Source organism: Amycolatopsis sp. NPDC058340 (assembly GCF_042723975.1).
Classification (GTDB): Bacteria; Actinomycetota; Actinomycetes; order Mycobacteriales; family Pseudonocardiaceae; genus Amycolatopsis.
Genome location: NZ_JBHXIB010000010.1, coordinates 39,765 through 63,409, shown reverse-complemented (window position 1 = coordinate 63,409; position 23,645 = coordinate 39,765). Strand labels below are relative to the sequence as shown.

General features: G+C 69.2%; 12 protein-coding genes. 9 read left to right on the top strand and 3 right to left on the bottom strand.

Features of this window, described 5'->3' with window-relative positions:
- Positions 1-51: 51 nt before the first annotated feature.
- A complete protein-coding gene (locus ACFWIW_RS15050) occupies positions 52-2,232 on the bottom strand; it encodes an RICIN domain-containing protein (RefSeq protein ID WP_378368967.1) in 2,181 nt (726 codons plus the stop codon).
- A gap of 160 nt (positions 2,233-2,392) precedes the next feature.
- On the bottom strand, positions 2,393-3,271 hold the full coding sequence (locus tag ACFWIW_RS15045; protein ID WP_378368966.1) for a helix-turn-helix domain-containing protein: 879 nt from the start codon (positions 3,269-3,271) through the stop codon (positions 2,393-2,395).
- A gap of 210 nt (positions 3,272-3,481) precedes the next feature.
- Between ACFWIW_RS15045 and ACFWIW_RS15040 the strand changes: the two genes are divergently transcribed.
- The gene (locus tag ACFWIW_RS15040; protein WP_378368965.1) at positions 3,482-4,834 is read left to right on the top strand and encodes a hypothetical protein; all 1,353 of its coding nucleotides are present in this window, start codon (positions 3,482-3,484) and stop codon (positions 4,832-4,834) included.
- Positions 4,835-4,882: 48 nt separating this feature from the next.
- Here ACFWIW_RS15040 and ACFWIW_RS15035 read toward each other — a convergent pair whose 3' ends face one another.
- Positions 4,883-5,485 carry a TetR family transcriptional regulator gene (locus tag ACFWIW_RS15035; RefSeq protein ID WP_378368964.1) on the bottom strand — a complete coding sequence of 201 codons (603 nt, stop codon included), beginning with the start codon at positions 5,483-5,485 and terminating at the stop codon, positions 4,883-4,885.
- 68 nt (positions 5,486-5,553) lie between these two features.
- Between ACFWIW_RS15035 and ACFWIW_RS15030 the strand changes: the two genes are divergently transcribed.
- The 8 genes from ACFWIW_RS15030 to ACFWIW_RS14995 all read left to right on the top strand — a co-directional run bounded on the left by ACFWIW_RS15030 (position 5,554) and on the right by ACFWIW_RS14995 (position 23,620).
- Positions 5,554-6,279, top strand: coding sequence for an alpha/beta fold hydrolase (locus tag ACFWIW_RS15030; protein WP_378368963.1), 726 nt, complete (start codon positions 5,554-5,556; stop codon positions 6,277-6,279).
- 121 nt (positions 6,280-6,400) lie between these two features.
- Positions 6,401-7,432 carry a VanH-AOV family D-lactate dehydrogenase gene (vanH, locus tag ACFWIW_RS15025; protein ID WP_378368962.1) on the top strand — a complete coding sequence of 344 codons (1,032 nt, stop codon included), beginning with the start codon at positions 6,401-6,403 and terminating at the stop codon, positions 7,430-7,432.
- A gap of 1 nt (position 7,433) precedes the next feature.
- A complete protein-coding gene (gene vanA-Ao2 / locus ACFWIW_RS15020; RefSeq protein WP_378368961.1) occupies positions 7,434-8,474 on the top strand; it encodes a D-alanine--(R)-lactate ligase VanA-Ao2 in 1,041 nt (346 codons plus the stop codon).
- Positions 8,471-9,079: a D-Ala-D-Ala dipeptidase VanX gene (vanX, locus tag ACFWIW_RS15015; RefSeq protein ID WP_378368960.1), complete on the top strand. Its 609-nt coding sequence runs from the start codon at positions 8,471-8,473 to the stop codon at positions 9,077-9,079. Before vanA-Ao2 ends, vanX begins: the two co-directional genes overlap by 4 nt.
- A 1,062-nt stretch (positions 9,080-10,141) precedes the next feature.
- On the top strand, positions 10,142-11,116 hold the full coding sequence (locus ACFWIW_RS15010) for a helix-turn-helix domain-containing protein (RefSeq protein ID WP_378368959.1): 975 nt from the start codon (positions 10,142-10,144) through the stop codon (positions 11,114-11,116).
- A 183-nt stretch (positions 11,117-11,299) separates the two neighbouring features.
- Positions 11,300-12,142, top strand: a complete 843-nt coding sequence (locus ACFWIW_RS15005) for a prephenate dehydrogenase (RefSeq protein WP_378368958.1) — start codon at positions 11,300-11,302, stop codon at positions 12,140-12,142.
- A 103-nt stretch (positions 12,143-12,245) separates the two neighbouring features.
- The gene (locus ACFWIW_RS15000; RefSeq protein ID WP_378368957.1) at positions 12,246-14,198 is read left to right on the top strand and encodes an ABC transporter ATP-binding protein; all 1,953 of its coding nucleotides are present in this window, start codon (positions 12,246-12,248) and stop codon (positions 14,196-14,198) included.
- Positions 14,195-23,620: an amino acid adenylation domain-containing protein gene (locus ACFWIW_RS14995; protein WP_378368956.1), complete on the top strand. Its 9,426-nt coding sequence runs from the start codon at positions 14,195-14,197 to the stop codon at positions 23,618-23,620. Before ACFWIW_RS15000 ends, ACFWIW_RS14995 begins: the two co-directional genes overlap by 4 nt.
- Positions 23,621-23,645: the final 25 nt, after the last annotated feature.

Genomic DNA, 23,645 nt, shown 5'->3' with positions numbered 1-23,645 from the left:
ACACGGACGCAACCCGCGTGGCCCGCCCCGTCAGGAGCGGGCCACGCCGGGTCAGCCGATGGCCCACGCTTGCAACGCGGAGCCCGTGTCGGCCCGCTGCGTCACGGCCGCACCGTCCGAAGTGGACGCCGTGGTCAGGAGGAGGCCCGAACGGACACTGGCGATCTTGTAGGTGCCGTCGGGCTGTTTCATCGCGTTCCAGCGCTGGTTGGCTCCGCCGGTGCACGTCCATTGGATGACCCGCGCGCCCGCGGTGGTGGCTCCGCCCTCGACGTCGGCGCACAGGTTCGAATGCGTGTTGGTCAGCGTGTAGGAACCGTCGGACTGCCTCGAGAACAGCCACTTCTGGTTGGCTCCCTGGTTCGGTGTCCAGGTGACCAGGGGGGTTCCGGCGGTCGTGGACGAATCCGGGTCGTCGAGGTTCTTGCCGGACGCGGCCAGGGTGTGGACGCCGTCGAGAGTGCCCGCGCCGGCGTCGGTGAACTTCAGCGTCTGCTCGGCCGCCGTCCGGCCGCCGCCGACGGTATTGCCGGTGGTGTCGGTCCACGAGCGGAGCGGGGTGGTCTCCGCCAGGCGCGAGGTCTTGCCGGACAGGCCGAGCACGAGGCCGCTGTACCGGTTCACCAGCCGGAAGGTCCCCTTGTCCACTGTGGACGGGATGACGAACCACTGCTGCCCGACCGTCGAAGCCGACGTCACGGTCGGTTTCGCACCCCACGCCCGGCCCGCCTGCACGGCGTCGACGCCCAGGAACTGTCCGGTGGCGGCGTTGGCGACGCGGTACGAGCCGTCGCCGTTGGAAGAGAACTGCCACGCCTCGCGGTCCGAGCCGGTCGTGCCCGCGACCGACGTCGTCGCGGTTCCGGTGCCCTGCGCCAGAACCCGGCCGTCACCGAGGCCGATCCGGTATTTGCGGGAAGTGTCCACAGGGGACGGTGCGGGTGCGGACGAGGTGATGGTCTGGGTGGTGTACTCGCCGCCCGCGTTGTTCGAACAGGCCACCGCGCAGTACGACCGGAACTGCTTGCCGATGATGGTCGAATTGGTCTTGTTCGCCGCGTCGACGAACCAGCGGTACCACGACTGGTTGGTGTAGCTCCCGGTGTCGCCGATGAGACGCCATTTCTGTGTGGTCAGATCGTCGGTCACGTAATAACGCTGGGGGACGACGCTGTCCACGGCCTCCGGCGCGCCGATGTAGAGCCCGAGATGCGCGTTGTAGGCGATGTTCATGATGAACAGATCCGATTTCTTCGGCAGCTGTCCCGCGGCGATCTGCTGGGTGACGTTGCCGGTGTTGGCCGGGTCGTAGTCGTCCGCGACGGGGGTGTAGCCGGTGTCGCCCGCGGCGGACACGGGGACCATGTTGCTCTCGCGGCCGCCGACGCCGGGCTGGCTCCAGCCGCCGTCGAACCATTTCCGCCACGAGCCGGACGCCATCTTGGCCGAGATGGGCGAGCGGGCGACATGCGCCAGCCCGGTCATCGGGCCGCCCGCGCCGGCCTTCGGCACGATGCGCGAGCCGTAGTAGACGTAGAAGTAGCCGGAGGCGGTGTCGACGAACAGGCGCGGGTCGCCGTCGCCGTAGTCGAACGTCTGATGCGGGAACGCCGCCGTGTCACCGCGTTTCGTGCTGTACGGCGAGGTGATCGCGTGATCCTTGATGGTCCAGGTCCTGCCCTGGTCCTTCGAGACGGCCATGTCGATCGCGTCGTAATGGGAGAACGAGTACGCGCCGAACGGCTCGGGGGTGAACTCGTTGTGGATCAGGCCGTACCAGTCGCCGGTGTCCGGATCGACCCAGGTGCCGACGAGGTCGCAGAAATTGCGCTGCGAATAGCCCGAACCGGCGGGCGGATCGGTGGATTCCTTGCCGGTGGGGCTGTTGTTGCAGCGCCAGGTGGTGTCGTCGTTGCGGTCGGCCGGATTCGCCGGGTTCACCGCCGAGCTGATCGGGTTCTTGGTGAAACTGTCGAAATCGCGTCCGCTGTAGAAATCCCATTCCCGCGGCTGATCCGCGCCGTAGAGCGCGGCCGCCTGCTGGAAGTAGAACGTGCCGTCCTTGTCGACATAGGTACTCGCCGGGGTGTCGGTGGTCGGGCTGAACGACTTCTTGGCATCGACCGTGATGGTGTACGTCGCGTCCGGCGGCGCGGCGTCGGACGACACCGGTACCACCGTGGTCGCCGCCACGGCCAACGCCGCGGCGCCGAGAAGAGGCAGGGTCCGCATTGACTCTCTCCCAAGGGTGACCCGCACCACAGTTGGCGGGGCGGTCGCCGATGTTATGAACGTTATTGCGCGTAAGTCAACGCTTTCAGTCATCTTCAAGCGTTGGCCGTGCACTTATCGCGCGGAAAGTCCAAGCGGTGCGGTACGGAAGTCCAAGGGGTCAGTCGGGTACCAACGGCGGGTCGTCGGCCGGGGGAACACGTGAACTCCAGCCGCCGGGGACGGCCTGGACGCGCGACCCGCGGAAACGCGCGGGAGAGATGCCGACCCGGCGGGTGAAGAGCCTGCTGAAGTAGGCGGCGTCCTCGTAGCCGATCGCCTGCGCCACTTCCTGCACCGGCGTCCGGGTGGTGGCGAGGAGTTCCTTGGCGCGGTTGAGGCGGAGGGTCAGCAGATGGTCCTTCAGCCCGGTCTCGGTGCTCCGGCGCACGGCGGCGCGCAGTTCGGGCAGTGTCATGCCGCGGCGGGCCGCGATCTCCGCGACACTGATCGGCAGCAGGGCGTCCCGCGCCAGCGCCTCCAGCAGCGATCCGTCGTCGGGGGTGCTGTCGGCGGCCCGTCGCAACGCCACCAGCAGATGATGCACCGCCGCCGAGGCCTCGACCTGGGCCAGCGGACTGCCGCCTCGCGCGCAGCGCACGATCCGGCTCACGATGTCGCGCACGGCTTCGACGTCGCCCAGCGGCACCACCGGCGTCCCGGGCGTGACGTAACCGAGTTCGACGTAGGCGTCCACGGCGCCGCCGTCGAAGTCGACGAAACATTCTTCCCAGCCGTGCGCGGGATCGGGCGCGTAATGGTGCCCCACCCCGGGGACGAGCCACAGCAGCGCGGGCGCGACGACCTCCTGCCGTTCCCCGCCGGTCACGGCGAACCAGCCGCGCCCCTTGGACACCACCACGGCCACGTAATGGTCGAGTACGCGCGGCCCCACGGCGGGCAGGACGCCGTGCTGCAGCCCGACCCCGAGGCACACCAGGCCCAGCCGTCGGTGCACGGCGGACGGTGTGAAGTACCGCATCCAGGTCCGGTAACCCATCCAAGCATCTTCGCGCAACCACTTCGGGGCGGTTTCGAGGGTGGCCGATCACGGCTCCGGAAAAGGATTTCGTTCGATTCCGTTCTTGATCACCGCGAATTCCTCGGCGGGCCGTCGCGGCTGCACGATCACCGGAAGTTCCGGTATACGTGGAAGGGAGGGCGCCGCCGGGGAGGACGGCATGGCGCTTCAAGCAAGGGGGAAATACCGATGTTCGACGCGCGTCTCGTCGCTGATCAAGTCAGCCCGCTCGCCAAGCCGAAGATCAGAATTCTGTTCTACACCGATGTCGTCGGTTTCTCGGGGAACGGCGGCTTCTCTTTGGGAATCGTCCGCGATCTGCTCTTGGGGAACCAGCCTTTCTTCGCCGAGTTCGAGATCGATTTGATCAACCGGCACGAAGGCGGGCACGCCGCCAACAAACTCACGTCTGAAGTGCTCGGCCGATACGAGCAGGTGTGGTTCTTCGGCATCCTGCAGTCCAATATGCCGGGAGAGCCGGAAAACGAGCTCGTGGACGCGGAGGTCGCCGCGCTGCGGACGTGGATGGACGCCGGTGGTGGCGTGCTCATCTGCGGCGACCACTCGAATCCGCGTCCGCCGGGAGCGGATCCGTCGCTGCCCGACTACCTGAACCTGGGCCGGGCGCTGGGGCACCGGGTCCCGCGCGCGGGTGAGCTGCGGGTGTGGAACGACCGGCCGGACGCGAGTATCGAGTTCAGCCACAACACCCACCAGCCGGATCCGTGGGGCAGTGACATCGACAATCCGATCCCGAACGACCTCGACCCGTATCCGCAGGAGCTGATCCTGCGGAAGCGGTTCGGCAGACCGCACGCGTTGTTCCAGGGCAGGCGGGGGCCGATCACCGTTTTCCCGGACCACATGCACGAGGGACAGCTGGTCATTCCGGCGCAATTCCCGGCGGATGTCTGGCCGTCCGGGCGATCGGGGCAGCCGAAGCCCGAAATCGTCGCGCAGGGCACCGACAAGCGCAACGGTCAGGTCTACGGCGTGTCCTGTGTGTACGACGGTGCGGCCGCCGGGGTCGGGCGAATCGTCGCCGATGCCACTTGGCACCACTATTTCGACATCAATCTGTGGGGTTTCGAAAAGGGCGGCGAGGTGCTCGATCGCCTCACCGAGTACTACGTGAACCTCACGCTGTGGCTGACGCCGAAGCCGGTCAAGCTGGAAGTGAACGCGCAGCTGCTGTACTGGCTTTCGCACAACCTGAGCGTCCGCGCGGTGCTGCCGGAGGGTTTCCGGGTGCCGGGGATCACCGCGGCGGGCCTGGTCCGCGAAGTCGGCGGGCAAAGTGTGCTCGACGATCTCGTCTGGCCGCTGGAAGGGGTGCCGGGGGTTCCCGAAGAACTGCTGCTCGGCGCCCTCGTCAAGGAATCCGTCGCCGCGCTGAGCGGTGGGGACGTCGAGACGTTCGACGCCGTGGACGTCGTCGAGCGGGGCCTGCGGGCCGGAGCCGAAGAGTACGCCGCCGAGCTGCGAGCAGCGCTCGGCGACGTCGAAGGCCTCGGCGAACGCATCGCGCAGGGCATTCGCTGACGCTCCGTCCTCGTGAGTGGCAAGGACGGTTCTAACCGTCCTTGCCACTCACGAGGCGGGCTTGAGCCCGAGCGCGAGGTGGAGCTGGCGCGCCCACCAGCGCACCTGCGCGGACGAATCCTCCGCGGCGGCGCCGGTGAGCCCGGCGCTGCGCCGGAAATCGCTCCCGTACAGGGCCTCCGTGGCCATCGCCTGATGCAGGGCCGCGACGGCGAGCCGCGTGTCGTCGAGTGAAGCGGCGGGTGGCCGGAGCCGGTGGAGGGCGTCGACGACCGGGTCGAGCATCCCACTGCCCGGGTCGCGCCAGCCCGCCGCGTGCAGCGCCACCGCGAGCTCGCCGTAGCCGTCCCGGTACAGCGTGTGGAGGGCCTCGACGAGCCCGAGCAGGTCGGCGTCGTGGTCCAGCCAGGTGGTGAGAAGGCCCCGGAGCGCGTCCCGGAGACGGCGGCCGCCGTGCCGGAGGAGTTCGGCGAGCAGTTTCTCGCGGTTGCCGAAGTGATGGGCGACGCCGGCGTCGGTCATGCCGACCCGCGCGGCCACGGCGCGCATCTGGACGGCGGCGACACCGGACTCGCCGAGCAGGGCGGCGGCAGCGTCGAGGATCAGCCGCCTGGCCTCTTCGGGGGTCCGTCGGGCCCGGGAGGTGGTCACGACCGGATCGTACCTTGATGGCTCAAGGTATCCGCGCTACCTTGACAGTTCAAGGTAAGGGGGAGGCCATGAGCACCGAAATCAGCCTCGACCTGGGCGAAGTCATCCTGCGGGGCACGGTGACCGGTGACGGCCCGACGGTCCTGTTGCTTCACGCGGGCGGGGAGCGTCGCGAGGTCTGGGCGCCGGTCGCCGCGGTGCTGGCCCGGCACGGCTTCCGGTCGGTGGCCTTCGACCTGCGCGGACACGGGGACAGCTCCGGCCGGGCGACCACGCTCCGGGCACTGGCCGACGACGTGGGCGGGATGATCGCGAGCCTGCCCGCGCCGGTCGTCCTCGTCGGCGCCTCGGTCGGCGGCCTGGCCGCCATCGCGGCGCTCGCGGATCCCGCCGTCGCGGCGCGCGCGTCCGGGCTCGTGCTCGTCGACGTCGTACCCGACCTCGAACCGGGCAGGGCGCGCTCGTGGCTCGACTTCCACGGCCTCGGCGGCCGCTACACCCGCCTGGTGGACGACGTCCTCGGCTCGGGCCCCGCCCTGTTCGCCACGGCCGGGGCCGTGGACCTGCCCATCCTGGTGGTGCACGGTGGCCGGGGATCGCCGCTCCGCGACGCCGATGTGGGCCGTCTGCGCGCGGCCAACCGCCGGGTCGCCGTCGTCCGCGTCCCGGCGGCGGGTCATCTCGTGGCCAGGGACGCTCCGGAACACCTCGCGGACCTCGTGTCCGGATGGCTTTGTGGCATCGGTCACGGTGCGGTTTCGACCCCGGGGGGCGGCGGGCAAGATCTACGATAGAGCCGTGCGGCGCAGGTGAGCGTCAACGACATGCACTCGGCGCTACCAGTTGGTAACTTATTGTCGGGGCATCGAAAACCCCATAAGAAGCGGCAACAACGCGCTGCCTACAATGTCGGGCATGACCAACAGCGAACCAGCGCGATCAGCTGCCCTCCGCACCGGATCGCCGGCGTCCGCGTCCTCCTCGGCCGTCTTGGCGAGGGGAATCACGATTTATGGTTGCGGATCGGACGAGGCCGCCTTGTTCCGGGAGATGGCACCTCGTTTCGGCATCATGCCGACCATTGTGGACGAGCCGGTATCCGAGGCCAATATCGGGCTGGTCTCCGGAAACCGCTGCATCAGTATCGGCCACAAGACCAAGGTCACGAATTCCATTCTTCGCGCGCTCGGAAAAGCGGGCGTCGAATACATCTCCACCCGGAGCATCGGCTTCAACCACATCGATGTGGAATACGCGGCGAGCGTCGGTATCACCGTGGGCAATGTCGCCTACTCGCCCGACAGCGTCGCCGACTTCACGCTGATGCTGATGCTGATGGCGGTGCGCGACGCCAAGTCCATCATCCGCCGCACCGAGGTCCACGACTACCGGCTGAACGAGGTGCGCGGGAAAGAGCTGCGCGATCTGACCGTCGGAGTGGTCGGAACAGGGCGGATCGGCGTCGCGGTGCTGGACCGGCTGCGTGGTTTCGGCTGCCGGGTGCTCGCTTACGACACGCTGCTGACCGCCTCGGCCGATTACGTCACGCTCGACGAATTGCTCGAGCAGAGCGACATCGTGACGCTCCATGTGCCGCTCAATACGGATACCTATCATCTTCTCGACCGGAAGAACATCGAGCGGATGAAGGACGGCGCGTACATCATCAACACCGGACGTGGCCCGCTCATCGAAACCGAAGCCCTCATTTCGGCGCTGGAGGACGGCAAACTGGGCGGAGCGGCATTGGACGTCGTCGAAGGAGAGGAAGGGATCTTCTACGCCGACTGCCGGAACAAGCCGCTCGAGAGCGAAACGTTGCTGCGGCTGGAAAAGCTGCCGAACGTGCTCATCAGTCCGCATACCGCCTATTACACGGACCACGCACTGAGTGACACTGTTGAAAACTCCATCATCAATTGTCTCCAATTCGAAAGCGGGAAGTAGTATGGGTAGGCTGAAAATCGGAATTCTGTTCGGCGGGCTTTCCGAAGAACATCCTATCTCCATCAAATCTGCGCGCGAGGTCCAGAAGAACCTCGACCTCGAGAAGTACGAGCCGTACTACATCGGGATCACCCAGAGCGGTTCCTGGATGCTCTGCGACGGGCCCGCCGAGGATTGGGAGAACGGCGACGTCCGCCCGGCCGTCCTGTCGCCGGACCGCGGCGTGCACGGTCTGCTCGTCCTCGACGAGGGCAAGTACGAGACGATCGCCCTCGACGTGGTGCTGCCGGTGCTGCACGGCAAGTTCGGCGAAGACGGCGCGATGCAGGGCCTGCTGGAGATCTCCGGCGTCCCCTACGTCGGCTGCGACGTCCCGAGCTCGGTCATGTGCATCGACAAGTCCCTCACCTATTCCGTCGTCCGCGGCGCGGGGATCGCGACGCCGACCTTCCACGTCGTCACGCCGGACAACGACGTCGACCCGGACCAGCTGAACTACCCGGTCTTCGTGAAGCCCGCCCGCTCCGGCTCGTCGTTCGGCGTCAGCAAGGTCTCCTCGAAGGAAGAGCTGCCCGCCGCGCTGGCCGAGGCGCGCCAGTACGACGCGAAGATCCTGATCGAAGAGGCCGTCATCGGCAGCGAGATCGGCTGCTCGATCCTCGGCGACGACGAGGACCTGTTCGCGGGCGAGGTCGACCGGGTCGCGCTGACCCACGGCTTCTTCAAGATCCACCAGGAGAAGAGCCCCGAGACCGGCTCCGAGAACTCGAGCTTCATCGTCCCGGCCGACATCCCGGACGCCTCGCGCGACCTCGTCCAGGAGACGGCCAAGGTCATCTACCGCGCGCTGGGCTGCCGCGGGCTCGCGCGGGTGGACCTGTTCCTCAAGGAGGACGGCAGTGTCGTGCTCAACGAGGTCAACACCCTGCCCGGCCTGACCTCGTACAGCCGCTACCCGCGGATGATGAACGCCGCCGGCCTCTCGCTCGGCGACGTGATCGACCGGCTGGTGAACCTGACGCTGGCGGGCCGTGACGAATGAAGGATGATTTCGTCTTCGTAGACGAGGTCGTCCCCGGAATCCGCTGGGACGCAAAGTACGCCACGTGGGACAACTTCACCGGCAAGCCGGTGGACGGCTACCTGGTGAACCGTATCGTCGGCACGCGCGCGTTCTGCGCGGCGCTGGAGAAGGCACGGGACAAGGCGGCGGAGCTCGGTTTCGGTCTGCTCCTTTGGGACGGGTACCGCCCGCAGCGCGCCGTGGACCGCTTCATGCGCTGGGCGGAAGAGCCCGAAGACGGCCGGAAGAAGTCGAGGCACTACCCGAACATCGAGCGGCCCCAGATGTTCGAACAGGGCTATGTGGCCACCAAGTCCGGGCACAGCCGGGGCAGCACGGTGGATCTGACGCTCTACCACCTCGACACCGGTGAGCTCGCCGACATGGGCGGTGACCACGACCTGATGGACGTCGTCTCGCATCACGGTGCGGAGGGCGTGCCGGAAGAGGCCGCGAAGAACCGCGCGCACCTCTGCGCGGTGATGGAGGGCTCGGGCTTCAGCTCGTACGAGTGCGAGTGGTGGCATTACAGCCTGAAGGACGAGCCTTACCCGGACACCTATTTCGATTTCCCCATCGAGTAGCGACGGGTGAAGAGACCGGTGTCCGCCCGGTCGGACGACGGAGATGCCGCGGGTGCCACTGAGGGCACCCGCGGCATTTCTGTCATCTGACAGGTTCGCGCTCGGGGAACGGGTGCGCCCACCTTGGCACCCGCCGCTTTGCTCCCGGCGGCTTCGCCGGAGTGATCCCGAACCCGTGCCGCCCGGTCGCGCAATTCCGCGCGCGAACCGCCGCGATGGCGCGAACCGGAATGGGCCGTGTGGTCCGGGATCGGCAGCCGGGTGAGCCCGGCTCGACCGTTCGTGTGAATAAGTGCCGGAGGACGGCACACCGGCGGGTGGGGGCGGTGATCATCCAACGTCGGAATGCAAGATCACGCGAATGGGCTAACCGGTCTCGGGAAGGGTTCGACCCGCAGGTCTGTGACCAGCGTGTGCGCGGTAGCGCTACGCGCACTCGGCGAGCGAGTCAATACCGCGGCCGAAGTTTCGAATAGTGATCTTGAGCGTTCTCTTCACTGCGGATTACGCTGTTCGTCAATTGCCGACAGTGTTTTGCCGTGCCATGCTGAAGTGGTGTGAGGCCCGCTGGGGTCGACAGGGCCGCGCACTTGCTGGGGACCGAGGGGGGGCGACCGAGTCTTGCGATGCAGTCAAAGATTCCGGCCGATGAACCACTGACCCGAATCGCTTCCCGGAACAAGGGATGAAATTTCCGAGATCCTCGCTTCGCGTCGGATACCGGCCTCTTCGGGCTGACCGGGTGCGGCCCTTGCCGGACTGAAGTCGCTGGGCGAAGGTCGAGGAAGGCTTTGTTCGGGGCGAAAGCAGGATACGTCCTGCCGCCCCGATGGTTCGTCGAAGTGCACGCTGCCACCGGTCATCCGGGAAAACACGGAGACCGCCCGCCCAGGCGGGTCCGCAGGCGGCGTTCCAGTAGTCCTCACCGTCGAGGACGCCCTCCGCGCGGCCAGACCCGTGCCGGACGGGATCGTGGTGTCCAACCACCGAAGCCAAGCAGTTGGACGGTGGATTCCATGTCATGTACCAAAGTTGACGAATAACAGATTCAATGGGGGCTAGGTGGATCCGACGAGAGTTGACCTGTCCGCTCTCCCGGTCGTCGAAGTCGAGCTGTCGAGACTGTCGTCCGTGTGCTCGCCGCGAACTTCGGGCGAGGATCCGGACCACGTCGAGACATTGCTGTCGGCAGAATGGGAGCTACCGCCCATTCTCGTGCACAGACCGACGATGCGGGTGGTCGACGGCCTGCACAGGCTCAGGGCGGCGCAAGTCAGAGGCGACACCAGAATTCAGGCGAGGTTCATCGACGGTACCGAATCGGACGCCTTCGTGCTGGCCGTGGAGGCCAACATCCGGCACGGGCTGCCGCTTTCGCTGGCCGATCGCAAACGAGCGGCGGTCCAGATCATCGGGACGCATCCGCAATGGTCCGACCGGCGGGTGGCTTCGGCGACCGGCATCTCCGCCGGCACGGTGGCGGACCTTCGCAAACGTGGTGGGGAGAACGGGAACGAGGCCAGGATCGGCCGGGACGGGCGGATCCGCCCGGTGGACAGTTCGGAGCGTCGGCGGCAAGCCGCCGACCTCATCCGCAACGACCCCGGTCTCTCGCTCCGGCAGGTCGCCAAACAGGTCGGGATCTCCCCGGAGACGGTCCGGGACGTACGGGGCAGGCTGGAGCGCGGCGAGAGCCCGACCCCGAACGGAAGCAGGAGGCTCCGCACCAAACAGCATCCGCTGAACCTGACCGAGCCGGACCTCGGCCACTCGCTGGACCGGGAACGTCTCGCCGTATTGGAAAAGCTCAAGGCGGATCCCACCCTGCGGTTGAGCGAGGTGGGCCGGATCCTGTTGCGCATGCTCACCATGCATTCCATCGACGGGCAGGAGTGGGAGCGGATCCTGCACGGCGTGCCACCGCATCTGTACGGCGTGGTCGCCGGGTTCGCCAGGGATCACGCCCGGGTCTGGGCGGGATTCGCGGATCATCTGGAGAACCGCGCCACCGATCTCGCCGCGGGAGTGATCGCGTAACGCGGTGACTTGGCACGAAGGGGACTTTCCCGTGCGGTGCGCGGGAAAGTCCCCTTCGTGCTGTCCGGCCACGCCGGTGTCCATTCCCGCGCTTGGACACCCCGTGTCCTCAGTGGACGGTCGCGGCCGCGGTGCCCAGGTCCAGGGCTCGACATCGGCAGGTGTGCGGCATAAGAAAAGAAGGTGACCATCGAAAGAGCGCTCGTCGTCGGCACGGGCCTGATCGGCACCTCTGTCGCGCTGGCCCTGCGGGAGACGGACGTGGAGGTCCACCTTTCGGACGTCGACGCGGAGGCCGCCCGGCTGGCGCGGGAACTCGGCGCCGGCCGGGAATGGACCGGCGGGGAGGTCGACCTCGCGGTGATCGCCGTCCCGCCGCATCTGGTGGGGGAACGGCTGGCGGAACTGCAGAAACAGGAAGTCGCGCGGGCGTACACCGATGTCGCCAGCGTCAAGGCCGGGCCGATCGCCGACGCCGAGCGGCTCGGCTGCGACCAGGTCTCCTACGTGCCGGGTCACCCGCTCGCCGGGCGCGAGCGATCCGGTCCCGCCGCGGCCCGCGCCGATCTGTTCTCGGGCCGCCCGTGGGCGCTCTGCCCCGGCCCCGGAACGGGCGCGGACGCCGTCCGGCTGGTGCGGGAACTGGTGTCGTTGTGCGGGGCGAAAGCGGTCACCGTCGCCGCGGACGAGCACGACTCGGCGGTGGCGCTGGTGTCGCACGCTCCCCACGTGGTGGCGTCCGCCGTGGCGGCGAGCCTGGCGGCGGGCGGCGACGTCGCACTGAGCCTCTCCGGGCAGGGCCTGCGGGACGTGACCCGGATCGCCGCCGGGAACCCCGTGCTGTGGCAACGGATTCTCGCCGGGAACGCCGTCGCGGTCGCCGAGCTGCTCGACCGGATCTCGGACGAGCTCGCGGTGGCGGCCTCGGCGTTGCGCTCCGGCGACCTCGCCGAGGTGACGGATCTGCTGTGGCGCGGCGTCGAAGGCCACGCCCGGATTCCCGCGAATCGTCAGGCCCCGGGGTAAAACGCGTCCAAGTGCGGAAAACGATCGCTTGGCCGACTCGTGGACATCGACTCGATTCAGCACGATTGGGCTCGCCGACTTGGTTCATGAGAGAGGTGACCGAATGGACGTGGTGTTGCGATTCGGGGGGGTGGACAAGAGCGATGACGATCCCGATCCCTGGGTCACCAAGGTCCACAAGGGAACGTTGCGGCGGGTGTTCACCTATTTCCGCCCGCATATCGGCAAGGTGGCGCTCTTCGTTCTGGTCGCGGCCTTGGAGGCGGCGATCGTCGTCGCGACTCCCTTGCTGCTGAGGGAACTCATCGACGAGGGCATCGTCAAGAACGATTCCGGGGTCGTGATCCTGATGGCCTGCCTCACCGCCGCGCTGGCCGTGGTGGCCGCGGGGCTGGCGCTGGTGTCGGGCTACATCTCCGGGAAGATCGGCGAGGGGATCACCTACGACCTCCGGGTCGAGGCGCTGGCCCATGTCCGGCAGCTGCCGATCGCGTTCTTCACCCGCACCCAGACCGGGATCCTGGTCGGGCGGCTGCATTCGGAACTGATCATGGCCCAGCAGCATTTCACCGGTTTGCTGATGGCGGCCACCGGTGTGGTCATGGTCGTGGTGGTGCTGGTCGAGCTGATCTACCTTTCGTGGCTCGTCGCCCTCATCACGCTGGTGCTGATCCCGATCTTCCTCGTGCCCTGGATCCGCGTGGGCCGGGTGATCCAGAAGCGCAGTGTGGCGCAGATGGACGCGAACACCGGCCTCGGCGGGCTGCTGCAGGAGCGGTTCAACGTGCAGGGCGCCATGCTTTCCAAGCTTTTCGGCCGCCCGGCCGACGAGATGGCCGAATTCAAGGAGCGTTCCGGCCGGATCCGCGAGATCGGCGTGAGCCTTTCCGTCTGGGGCCGGATGGCCTTCGTGATGATGGCGCTGATGGCCTCGCTCGCCACGGCGCTCGTCTACGGGATCGGTGGCGAACTCGTGCTCGCCGGCGCGTTCCAGCTCGGCACGCTGGTCGCGATCGCCACCCTGCTTTCGCGGCTGTTCGGGCCGATCACGCAGCTGTCCGGTATGCAGGAGCTCGCGCAGACCGTGGTGGTGAGCTTCTCCCGCGTCTTCGAGCTGCTCGACCTGAAGCCGCTGATCCAGGAACGTCCCGACGCCGTCGAGCTCGAAAAGGGCGTGGCGCCGGACATCCGGTTCGAGAACGTGCGGTTCCGCTATCCCACCGCGGACGAGGTCTCGCTGGCGTCGCTGGAACACCTGCGGACCGAACGCGAACGCGGCGAAGTGTCGCCGGACGTCCTGCGCGACGTGAGCTTCCAGGTCCCGGCCGGAACCCTCACCGCGCTCGTCGGCCCGTCCGGCGCGGGGAAGAGCACCATCACCCACCTGGTGTCCCGGCTGTACGACCCGAACTCCGGGACCGTTCGGGTCGGCGGACACGATCTGCGGGACCTCACCTTCGACTCGCTCCGCGACACGGTCGGGGTGGTCAGCCAGGACGCGTATCTCTTCCACGACACCATCCGGGAGAACCTGCTCTACGCCCGTCCGACCGCCACCGAGGAAGAACTGATCGAAGCCTGCAAGGGCGCCCAGATCTGGGATCTGATCGAATCCCTTCCCCTCGGGTTGGACACCGTCTCCGGTGACCGCGGCTACCGCATGTCGGGCGGGGAGAAGCAGCGGCTGTCCATCGCCAGGCTGCTGCTGAAGGCGCCGTCGATCGTCGTGCTCGACGAAGCCACCGCTCATCTGGACTCCGAATCGGAGGCCGCCGTCCAGCGGGCGCTCAAGACCGCGCTGAGCAACCGGACCTCGATCGTGATCGCGCACCGGCTGTCCACGATCCGTGAGGCCGACCAGATCCTCGTGATCGACGGCGGCGGGGTCCGTGAGCGCGGGACGCACGACGAACTGCTGGCCGGGAACGGTCTCTACGCGGAGCTCTACCGCACGCAGTTCGCCAACCCGGACCGCGACGCGCCCAAACCGGAAATCGAAGAAGCCGAAGAGGAAGAGCCCGAGCCGGCGATCCAATACATGGGTTTCGGAGGATGACGATGAATTCCACCCCGACGGTGCTGGACCTCTTCACCGCGCACGCGAGCCGGGCGCCCGGAGCGGTGGCCGTGGTCGACGGTGACCGGGTCCTGACGTACCGGGAACTCGACGCCGCCGTCGGCCGGTTGGCCGGGCGGCTCGCCGGGCGGGGGATCCGCCGTGGCGACCGGGTCGCGGTGATGATGGGCCGGTCGGCGGATCTGGTGGTGGCGTTGCTCGCCGTGTGGCGGGCCGGGGCGACCTACGTCCCGGTGGACGCCGCCTATCCCGCGCCGCGGGTGGAATTCATGGTTTCGGACTCGGCGGCCGCGCTGGTGGTGTGCTCGGCCGCGACGCGCGACGCCGTGCCCGAAGGCGTCGGGTACCTCGAAGCGGACGCCACGGACGAGGACGCGTCCGGCGCGGCGGTGGCCGCGGCGCTCGCGGAAGACCTGGCGTTCGTCATGTACACGTCCGGTTCGACGGGCAAACCGAAGGGGGTGGCGATCGCGCATCGCCGCGTCGCGGAGCTGGTGCGGGATCCCGGCTGGGAGATGGAGCCGGGCGAAGCGGTGCTCATGCACTCGCCGCACGCCTTCGACGCTTCCCTGTTCGAGATCTGGACGCCGCTGGCGTCGGGTGCCCGGGTGGTGATCGCCGAACCGGGCGTGATGGACGCCCGGCGCCTGCGGGAAGCGGCCGCCGCGGGAGTGACGCGGGCGTACCTGACCGCGGGGAGTTTCCGTGCGGTGGCGGAGGAATCGCCGGAATCGTTCGCGGGTTTCCGCGAGGTGCTGACCGGTGGCGACGTGGTACCCGTGCACGCGGTGGAGCGGGTGCGGGAAGCCTGTCCTCGCGCGCGGGTGCGGCATATGTACGGCCCGACCGAAGCGACGATGTGCGCGACGTGGTTCCTGCTGGAGCCGGGTGACGTGCTGGGGCCGGTGCTGCCGATCGGACGTCCGCTGGCCGGCCGCGCGGTCCAGGTGCTCGACGAGTCGCTGCGGCCCGTCGGGCCGGGTGTGGTCGGCGACCTGTATCTCTCCGGAAGCCTGGCGGAGGGTTACTTCGGCAGGGCCGGGCTGACGGCGGAACGGTTCGTGGCCGATCCGTCCGCGCCGGGACGGCGGATGTACTGGACGGGTGACCTCGCCCGGTGGACCGCCGAGGGCGAGCTGCTGTTCGCGGGCCGGGCCGACAACCAGGTGAAGGTGCGCGGGTTCCGGATCGAACCCGGCGAGATCGAGGCCGCGCTCATCGCCCAGCCGGACGTCCAGGACGCCGTGGTGGCGGCGATCGACGGACGGCTCATCGGCTATGTGGTGGCGGGCGGGGACGTGGATCCCGCTCTCGTCCGCGAACGGCTCCGCGCGGTGCTGCCGGAGTACCTGGTCCCGGTCGCCGTGCTCGTACTGGACGCGTTGCCGCTGACCGGCAACGGCAAGGTGGACAGGGCGGCGCTGCCCGCACCCGAGTTCACGGCGAGCGCCACGGGACGGGAGCCCGCCACCGAGGCCGAGCGTGTCCTTTGTGGACTTTTCGCCGAGGTGCTGCGGATCGACCGCGCCGGTGTCGACGACGGATTCTTCGAACTGGGCGGGGATTCGATCCTCGCGATGCGCCTGGCGGCCCGCGCGGCCAAGGCGGGCCTGCTGCTGACGCCGGTCCAGATCTTCGAGGAGACGACTCCCGCCCGGCTCGCCGCCGTGGCGCGGGACCTGCCCGCCGGCCGGTCCGGCGACGACGCCCTGATCAGCCTGACCGAGGCGGAAGAGGCGGAGCTGGCGCTCGCCGCTCCGGGCGCCGACGAGATCTGGCCGCTGGCCCCGCTGCAGGAGGGGCTGCTCTTCGAATCGATCCTCGACGACCAGGGCCCCGACATCTACCAGGTGCAGGTGATCCTGGAGCTGACCGGCGAACTGGACGAGACCCGGCTGCGGGCCGCGTGGGACACCGTCGTCCGGCGGCACGCGGAACTCCGGCTGACCTTCCACCGGCTCGAATCGGGCAAGACGGTGCAGGCCGTCCACGGGGACGTCACGGTGCCGTGGCGGACGGTGGACCTGACCGGCGCCGACGACGTCGACGCCGCCTTCGAAGCCCTGGCGACGCAGGAGCAGGCGGATCGGTTCGACCTCGCCACCGCGCCGCTGATCCGGCTGGTGCTCGTGCGGGTCGGCGAGGACCGGCACCGGCTGCTGGTCGTCATCCACCACATCCTGGTCGACGGCTGGTCGGTGGCGGTCATCCTCAACGAGGCCTTCGAGGCGTACGAGCCCGGCGGGCGGCTGCCGGAACGGCGGGACGGCGCCGGCTACCGCGACTACCTGGCCTGGCTGGACCGGCAGGACAAGGACGCGGCACGCGAGGCCTGGCGGACGGAGCTGTCCGGCCTCGAAGAGCCCGCGCTGATCGCGTCGGCGTCGGCCGCGACGGACTACGACTACCGCGTCACCCACCTGCCGCCCGCCTTGCACGCCGATCTGCTGGCGTTCACCCGCGAGCACGGGCTGACCCCGAGCACGGTGGTGCACGCCGCGTGGGCGATGGTGCTGTCGCGGCTCACGCGGCGGACCGACGTGGTGTTCGGCACCATGGTCGCGACCCGCCCCGCGGAACTCCAGGGCATCGAGTCGATGCCGGGCCTGCTGATGAGCGCGATGCCGGTCCGCGTGACCCTGGACGGCGGGCAACCGGTCATGGACATGCTCACCGGGCTGTACGGCCGTCAGATGGCCCTCATGCCGCATCAGCACCTCGGCCTGCCGGAGATCCAGAAGGCGGCCGGACCCGGCGCGACCTTCGACACGCTGCTGGTGATCGAGAACTATCCGCGGGAGTACGCCGGCCGGTACAAGTATCTGCGCACGATCGAAGGCACCCACTATCCGCTGACCATCGGCATCACCCCCGGTGACGGATTCAAGATCCAGCTCGGCTACTGGCAGGGCCAGGTCCCGGACGTCGTCGCCGACTCGCTGCTGGAGTGGTTCGTCGGTGCCATCGGCGCCGTGGTCGCCGATCCCGCCGGCCTGGTGGGGCGGATCGGGATCGGCACGGCCGAAGCACGCGGCTGGCGGCCGCCGCTGGTGGCGGGGGAACCGCTGCACACGCTGGTGGGACGGATGGCCGCCCGGCGGCCCGACGGCGTGGCGCTGGTGGACGGCGACGGTGAACTGACCTACGCGCGGTTGTGGGACCGGTCGGTGCGCTTCGCCGCCGTGTTGCGCGCCAACGGCGTCGGCTCCGAGTCCCGGGTCGGCCTGGTGGTGGGACGGTCGTCGTGGTGGACCGTCGGCATGCTGGGCGTCCTGCTCGCGGGTGGCACGTTCGTGCCGGTGGACCCGGCGTATCCGGAAGAGCGCAAGGAAACGATCTTCCGCAGCGCGGATCCGATGCTGGTGGTGTGCGCGGCGTCGACCCGGGGTGCCGTGCCCGCCGCGTACGAAGACCGGCTGCTGGTGATCGACGAGACCGGGCTGCCGGCGGCGTCGGAGGAAGAACTGCCGAAGGTGGATCCGCGCAGTGCCGCGTACGTGATCTACACGTCGGGATCGACGGGCACTCCGAAGGGTGTCGTCGTCACCCATACCGGGCTGGGGAACCTGGCACTGGCGCATATCGAACGGTTCGCCGTGACCCCGTCGTCACGGGTACTGCAGTTCGCGGCGCTCGGCTTCGACACCATCGTGTCCGAGGTGATGATGGCGCTGCTGTCGGGAGCCACCCTGGTGGTGCCGCCGGAGCGGGAGCTGCCGCCGCGGATGGCGATGTCCGAAACGCTGGCCCGGTGGGACATCACGCAGGTGAAGGCGCCGCCGTCGGTGCTGGGCACGGTCGACGTGCTGCCGGACCGGGTGGACACCGTGGTCGCGGCGGGGGAGCTCTGCCCGCCGGGACTGGTGGACCGGATGTCCGCGAACCACCGGATGATCAACGCCTACGGCCCGACCGAGACCACGATCTGCGCGACCATGAGCATGCCGTTGTCGCCGGGCCAGCACCCGATCCCGTTCGGCGGGCCGGTCCCGGGAGTGCGCGGCTATCTGCTGGACTCGTTCCTGCGGCCGTTGCCGCCCGGTATCACCGGTGAGCTGTATCTGGCGGGTATCGGGGTGGCGCGCGGATATCTGGGCCGCCCGGCGCTGACGGCCGAGCGGTTCGTCGCCGATCCGTTCACCCCCGGGGAGCGGATGTACCGGACCGGCGACCTGGCGTACTGGACCGACCAGGGCGAACTGGTGTCCGCCGGACGTGCCGACGACCAGGTCAAGATCCGCGGCTTCCGGGTCGAACCGCGCGAGATCGAGTTCGCGTTGTCCGCGTACCCGGGCATCACCCAGGCCACCGTGACCGTCCGCGAAGACCGGCTGATCGCCTATGTGACGCCGGGCGACATCGACACACAGGCGGTGCGGGCGCATCTCGCGTCCCGGATGCCCCAGTACATGGTGCCCGCGGCGGTGGTGGCGCTGGACGTCCTGCCGCTGACGGCGCACGGGAAGATCGACCGGCGCGCGCTGCCCGACCCCGATTTCGCCACCGGGACGCCCGCCAGGGAGCCCGCCACCGAGACCGAACGGGTGCTGTGCGAGCTGTTCGCCGGCGTGCTCGGGCTGGACCATGCCGGGGTTGACGACAGCTTCTTCGACCTCGGCGGCGACTCCATCCTCTCGATGCAGCTCGCGGCGCGGGCGCGGCGTTCGGGATTGACGTTCACCGCGGCGGACGTCTTCGACGGGAAGACACCGGAGCGCATCGCGCAACTGGCGGAGGTGTCTTCGCCGCCGGAACAGGCTCCGTCCCCGAAGCCCGACGGTGCCGGCGACGTCGCCTGGACGCCGGTGATGTCGCTGCTGGGCGACGGTGTCACCGGCCCCGGATTCGCGCAGTGGATGGTGGTCGGGACACCTCCGGGCCTGACGGAGAAGGCTGTGGCGGCGGGATTCTCGGCCGTGGTGGGCACGCACGACATGCTGCGGGCCCGTGTCGTCGAAGACGCGCGCGGACGGCGGCTGGTGGTCGGCGAGCGCGGGGCGGTGGACGCGGCCGGATGGGTCACCCGGGCCGGGCTCGACGGCCGTTCGCCGGAGGAGGCCGCCGAGGACGCGGCACGCGAGGCCGTCGGCAGGCTGGACCCGGCGGCGGGGGTGATGGCGCAGGTCGTATGGCTCGACGCCGGACCGGATCGGGTGGGCAGGCTGGTGGTGGTCGTCCATCACCTTTCGGTCGACGGCGTGTCCTGGCGGATCCTGCTGTCGGATCTGCAGTCCGCCTGCGAGGCGGCGGCCGCGGGGCGGACGCCGTCGCTGGAGCCGGTGGGCCTTTCGTTCAAACGGTGGGCGAGCCTGCTGAAGGAGCAGGCGGTCTCCGCGGAACGGGTCGCGGAACTGGACGCGTGGAAAGCGATCCTCGGTCCGGCGGAGCGCGGGTCGTCCGCGAGCCGGGCTCCGGCGGGCGAAGTGCGCTCGCGGTCGTGGGTGGTGCCGAAACCGGACACACAGCTCCTGGTCGGCCGGGCTCCGCAGGTCTTCTACTGCGGGGTGAACGACGTCCTGCTCGCGGGACTGGCCGGCGCGGTGACCCGCCGTCGCGGTGGCGACGCGGTACTGGTGGACGTGGAAGGCCACGGCCGTCACCCGGCCGCCGGGACCGATCTGTCCCGGACGGTCGGCTGGTTCACCAGCGCGCATCCGGTACGGCTTTCCGTGGCGGACACCGATCTGGCCGACGTGCTCGCCGGTGGCCCGGCGGCCGGACAGTTGCTGAAACTGGTCAAGGAGCAGTCGCGGGCGGTGCCCGGCGACGGGCTCGGATACGGCTTGTTGCGCTATCTCAACGACGTGACGGGTCCGGTACTGGCGGAATTGCCGTCGCCGGAGATCGGGTTCAACTACCTGGGCAGGTTCGCCGCCGCCGAGAAGAACGACGTGCGGGCCTGGCAGCCGGTCGGCGACCTCGGCAGTGCGCAGGAACCAGGAATGGGCCTGCCGCACGCGCTCGAAGTCAACGCGATCGTCCAGGATTCGCCGGACGGTCCCGAATTGACGCTCCTGCTGGAATGGCGGGAAGACCTGCTTGACGAAGCCGAGGTCGAACGACTGGCCGGGGACTGGCTGGACATGCTGGCCGGGCTGGCCCGTCAGGCGGACGATCCCGCCGCGGGCGGGCACACCGCGTCCGACTTCGCCCTCGTCGCCTTGGACCAGGCCGAGATCGAGGCGCTCGAAGCCGAATACGCGGACGCCGGCGGGGTGGCCGACGTGCTGCCGCTTTCACCGCTGCAACACGGGCTCGCGTTCCACGCCGGGTACGGCGGTGACGGGGTCGACGTCTACACCGCGCAGGCGGTGCTGGACCTGAGCGGTCCGCTGGACATGCTGCTGCTGCGGAAATCGGTGCGCGCGCTGGTGGACCGGCATCCGAACCTGCGCGCCGGATTCCGGCACGCCGCCACCGGGCCCGCCTACCAGGTGATCCCGGGTTCCGTGGAGGTCCCGGTGTCCTTTGTGGACGCGACGGGGTCGGCGGATCCGGCGGCCGAGGCGACGGCGGTGGCCGCGGCCGAGCGGGCACGGCCGTTCGAGCTGGCCAAGCCTCCGCTGATGCGGATCACGGTGGTGGCCCTGGGGCAGGACAGCCATCGGCTGGTGCTGACCAACCATCACATCCTGCTCGACGGCTGGTCGACGCCACTGCTGGTGGACGAACTGCTCACGCTCTACCGCGACGGCGCGGTCCCGTCCGCGCTGGCGCCGGTCACCCCGTACCGGGATTACCTGGCCTGGGTCGGCGAAACCGACCGGGACGCTTCGCTCGCCGCGTGGCGTGAGGCGCTGGCGGGCCTGCCGGAACCGACCCTGGTCGCGGACGACCGGCCGGTGCCGGTACAGGTGCCCGGGCAGATGTGGGCCGAACTGGACGAGGAGTTCGCCGCCGCGCTGGCCGCGCGGGCCCGCGAATGCGGTGTCACGGTCAGCACGATGCTGCAGACGGTGTGGGGCCTGGTGCTGGGGGCGACCACCGGACGCGACGACGTGGTGTTCGGGGCGGTGGTGTCCGGGCGACCGGCCGAGCTGCCCGGGATCGAGACCATGGTCGGCCTGTTCATCAACACCGTCCCGGTCCGGGTCCGCACGCGGCCGGAGCAGACCTTCGCCGAACTGGTGCGGCAGATCCAGGACGAGCAGATCGCGTTGCTGGACCATCACCACGTCGGGCTCGCCGACATCCAGCAGACCGCCGGGCTGGGCCGGTTGTTCGACACGCTCGTCGTCTACGAGAACTACCCCAGGCCCGACGAGACCGGTGCCACGGAGCCGGATCGGTTGCGGGTGCGGGGAATGACCGCCGCCGATGCCACCCACTATCCGCTGGCGCTGGCGGTCGTCCCCGGCGACGTCCTGCGGCTGCGGCTGGAGCACCAGCCCGCGCTGTTCACCACCGAGCAGGCCGTCGCCGTGCTGGATCGCTTCACGCGGGTGCTCGAAGCCGTGGTCGCCGAGCCGGGGACGCCGCTCCCGGCGGTGCCGATCCTGTCCGCCGCCGAACAGCGAGACCTGCTGGCGCGCAACGACACCGCGGTGGAGGTGCCGGACCGGACGCTCCCGGAGTCGTTCGCCGCGCAGGTCGCCGCCACCCCGGACGCGACCGCGGTGATCTTCGAGGACCAGTCGCTGTCCTACGCCGAACTCGACGCGCGTGCCGATCAGCTGGCGCGCCGGCTCATCGAGCGGGGCGCCGCGCCCGAAGGCCTGGTCGCGGTGATGCTGCCCCGGTCGCTGGAACTGGTGGTCACGGTGCTGGCGATCACCAAGACCGGTGCCGCCTGGCTGCCGATCGATCCGGTCTACCCGGCCGAGCGGGTCTCGTACATGCTCGACGACGCCCGGCCGGCGCTGGTGATCACCTCCGCGGCGCTGTCGGGGTCGCCCGCCGGTGAGGTGCTGGCCGGCAGGCGGGAGACGATGGTGATCGACGATCCCGTGGCCGTGGCCGTGGATCGCGCGCCGCTCACCGACGCGGACCGGATCCGGCCGCTGGATCCGCGTCATCCGGCGTATCTGATCTACACCTCGGGCTCCACCGGCAGGCCGAAGGCGGTCGTCGTCACCCACCGGAACCTGGCGAACTACCTGTTCCACTGCGCGCGGAAATACCCGGGCCTGCGGGGACGATCGCTGATGCATTCGTCGATCGCCTTCGATCTGACGGTGACCGCGCTGCTCACTCCGCTCACCGTGGGCGGAACGGTCCAGGTCGGCGCGCTGGAAGACCTGATCGGCACGGTGGAAAGTGCCCCGGCGCTGTTCCTCAAGGCCACGCCGAGCCATGTGAAGACGCTGGACACCGGCTCACGGGAGATCGCGGTCGCGGGCGACCTTCTGCTCGGTGGCGAGCAATTGTCCGTCGACACGATCGCCCACTGGCGCCGGACCTACCCGAACACCGTCGTGGTCAACGAATACGGCCCGACCGAGGCCACCGTCGGCTGTGTCGAATTCCGGCTCGAACCCGGGCAGGCGGCACCGTCCGGCGAGGTGGTGCCGATCGGCACTCCGATGACGAACGCGCGGGCGTTCGTGCTCGATTCGTGGCTGCGGCCGGTGCCGCCGGGCACGGTGGGCGAGCTGTACGTCGCGGGCGCGGGGGTGGCACGCGGATATCTGGGGCGGGCCGGGCTGACCGCGACGCGGTTCGTGGCGGACCCGTCCGGGTCGGGCGGGCTGATGTACCGGACCGGCGACCTGGTGCGGTGGAACCCGGACGGGGAACTGGTGTTCGCCGGCCGCGTCGACGACCAGGTGAAGGTGCGGGGATACCGGATCGAGCCCGGCGAGATCGAAGCGGCCCTGGTGGCACAGGAGTCGGTGGGACAGGCCGTGGTGCTGGCCAAGGACGGCGCCTCCGGGAAGCGGCTGATCGGTTACGTGACCGCAGCCGGGGAGTCCGGAGTGGACGAAGCCGCGGTGCTCGAGAGTGTGGCCACCCGGTTGCCGCGGTACATGGTGCCGGCGGCGGTGGTGGTACTCGACGCGCTGCCGTTGACGGCGAACGGGAAGGTCGACCGGGAAGCGTTGCCGGATCCCGATTTCAACGAGCGCGTCACGGGCAGGGAACCGGTCACGGAGGCCGAGCGGCTGCTGTGTGCGCTCTTCGCCGAAGTGCTCGGACTGGACCGGGCGGGCGCGGACGACAGTTTCTTCGAACTGGGTGGCGATTCGATCCTTTCGATGCAACTGGCGGCGCGTGCCCACCGCGCGGGAATGGCCTTCGGGGCGCGTGAGGTGTTCGAACAGCGGACGCCCGCGGCGATCGCGGCGATCGTGGAACGGGCGGCTCCGGCCGCGAGCGAATACGCCACCTCCGATGTCGCGCTTCTCGAACTGAACCAAGACGAGATCGACGAATTCGAAGCAGAGTTCGAAACCGGTCGCTGATTCGCGGTGCCGGTGAGGTGCGGCT

What these genes read in the sequence shown, in the direction of transcription:
- ACFWIW_RS15050 (WP_378368967.1), bottom strand. Translation starts at nt 2,232, where the DNA reads ATGCGGACCCTGCCTCTTCTCGGCGCCGCGGCGTTGGCCGTGGCGGCG.
- ACFWIW_RS15045 (WP_378368966.1), bottom strand. Translation starts at nt 3,271, where the DNA reads ATGGGTTACCGGACCTGGATGCGGTACTTCACACCGTCCGCCGTGCAC.
- ACFWIW_RS15040 (WP_378368965.1), top strand. Translation starts at nt 3,482, where the DNA reads ATGTTCGACGCGCGTCTCGTCGCTGATCAAGTCAGCCCGCTCGCCAAG.
- ACFWIW_RS15030 (WP_378368963.1), top strand. Translation starts at nt 5,554, where the DNA reads ATGAGCACCGAAATCAGCCTCGACCTGGGCGAAGTCATCCTGCGGGGC.
- vanH (WP_378368962.1), top strand. Translation starts at nt 6,401, where the DNA reads ATGACCAACAGCGAACCAGCGCGATCAGCTGCCCTCCGCACCGGATCG.
- vanA-Ao2 (WP_378368961.1), top strand. Translation starts at nt 7,434, where the DNA reads ATGGGTAGGCTGAAAATCGGAATTCTGTTCGGCGGGCTTTCCGAAGAA.
- vanX (WP_378368960.1), top strand. Translation starts at nt 8,471, where the DNA reads ATGAAGGATGATTTCGTCTTCGTAGACGAGGTCGTCCCCGGAATCCGC.
- ACFWIW_RS15000 (WP_378368957.1), top strand. Translation starts at nt 12,246, where the DNA reads ATGGACGTGGTGTTGCGATTCGGGGGGGTGGACAAGAGCGATGACGAT.
- ACFWIW_RS14995 (WP_378368956.1), top strand. Translation starts at nt 14,195, where the DNA reads ATGACGATGAATTCCACCCCGACGGTGCTGGACCTCTTCACCGCGCAC.